Below are 961 nucleotides of genomic sequence, written 5' to 3'. Positions count from 1 at the left end.
TCGTTTACTGCGTGGACTACCCGGGTATCTAATCCGGTTCGCTCCCCACGCCTTCGCGCCTCAGCGTCAGGGACGGGCCAGCGGGCCGCCTTCGCCACCGGCGTTCCTCCCGATCTCTACGCATTTCACCGCTACACCGGGAATTCCACCCGCCTCTCCCGCCCTCGAGCCAGGCCGTCCCGCGCGACCCTCCCCGGTTGAGCCGGGGACTTTCACACGCGGCGTACCCAGCCGCCTACACGCCCTTTACGCCCAGTGACTCCGGGTAACGCTCGCCCCCTACGTCTTACCGCGGCTGCTGGCACGTAGTTAGCCGGGACTTGCTCCGAGGGTACCGTCGCTCGATCGTCCCCCCGAACAGCGGTTTACACCCCGAAGGGCTTCCTCCCGCACGCGGCGTCGCTCCGTCAGGGTTGCCCCCATTGCGGAAGATTCCCTGCTGCTGCCTCCCGTAGGAGTCGGGCCCGTGTCTCAGTGCCCGTGTGGCTGGCCATCCTCTCAGACCAGCTACCCGTCATCGCCACGGTAGGCCGTGACCCTACCGTCTAGCTGATAGGCCGCAGGGCCCTCCGAGCACAGCACAGTCGCCTGTGCCTTTCCTTGGCCGGCCCACCACCAGCCAAGCGTATGGGGTATTAGCCCGAGTTTCCCCGGGTTATCCCCCGCACCCGGGCAGGTTCCCCACGTGTTACGCACCCGTCCGCCACGGTCGGCACGCCGAAGCGTGCTCCCGTCCGACTTGCATGCATTAGGCACGCCGCCAGCGTTCCCCCTGAGCCAGGATCAAACTCTCCATCCCAGATCACTCCAGAACCCGAGATCGTCGTGCCCTGCACGAGACCTCGGTCCGTCGTCAACACTTGGGGCGGGGCGCTTGCACGAACCACACCTCAGTTGTCAAGGTGCTTCGCCTTCCGGAGTTCGAGCCTCTCTCGCTCGACCCATCACTACAGTATAACGA

1 rRNA gene is annotated in these 961 nt (G+C 65.7%); it reads right to left on the bottom strand.

The annotated features are described in order from the left end of the window. Positions 1 to 799, bottom strand: a 16S ribosomal RNA gene (locus tag NW808_RS04115); the annotation flags it as partial. Positions 800 to 961 lie beyond the last annotated feature (162 nt).

It is taken from the genome of Synechococcus sp. W70.1, from assembly GCF_047461515.1.
Lineage (GTDB): Bacteria > Cyanobacteriota > Cyanobacteriia > Thermostichales > Thermostichaceae > Thermostichus.
Note: the sequence above shows the minus strand (reverse complement) of the source record. Positions and strands in the feature narration are given on the sequence as shown.